The sequence below is a fragment of the Paraburkholderia tuberum STM678 genome (genome assembly GCF_902833905.1).
In the GTDB taxonomy this organism is placed as follows: domain Bacteria; phylum Pseudomonadota; class Gammaproteobacteria; order Burkholderiales; family Burkholderiaceae; genus Paraburkholderia; species Paraburkholderia tuberum.
This window is the reverse complement of sequence record NZ_CADFGP010000199.1, coordinates 1-349: the sequence shown is the minus strand read 5'-3', so window position 1 is coordinate 349 and position 349 is coordinate 1. Positions and strand designations below refer to the sequence as shown.

Here is a 349-nt window from a genome sequence, read left to right as displayed (position 1 = left end):
TACCTGTTCGAGATCGGCGCGTACCGTGAGCGTGCGCCGCACGTGCGTGTGTGGAATCGAGTAGTCGTTCAGATCGAAGCGTATGTAGGGCGTCTTGCCGACTTTGACGGCGAGCGTTTCCTCGACGGGATACGGATTCTCCGGTAGTGCGAGCAGCATCGGCTTCTCCTGCGCCAACGCCTGGCGCACACTGATCGCGCGATCTTCCGGGCACGGGCGATCGGCCGCTTGTGTGCGGCACCAGTGCTCGGCTTGCGCATTCAGATCGTGCAGATCGGCGAACTGCCGTGCCGCAAAGAAGGCATCGCGAACATGGCGAATCGCACGCTCAACGCGCCCCTTCTCATTG

The 349-nt window shown here is 62.2% G+C and carries 1 protein-coding gene; it reads right to left on the bottom strand.

Annotated features, from left to right (window positions below):
• Positions 1–159, bottom strand: a 159-nt coding sequence (locus HWY30_RS43285) for a Mu transposase domain-containing protein (RefSeq protein WP_425199442.1), incomplete at its 3' end; no start/stop codon positions are given.
• Positions 160–349: the final 190 nt, after the last annotated feature.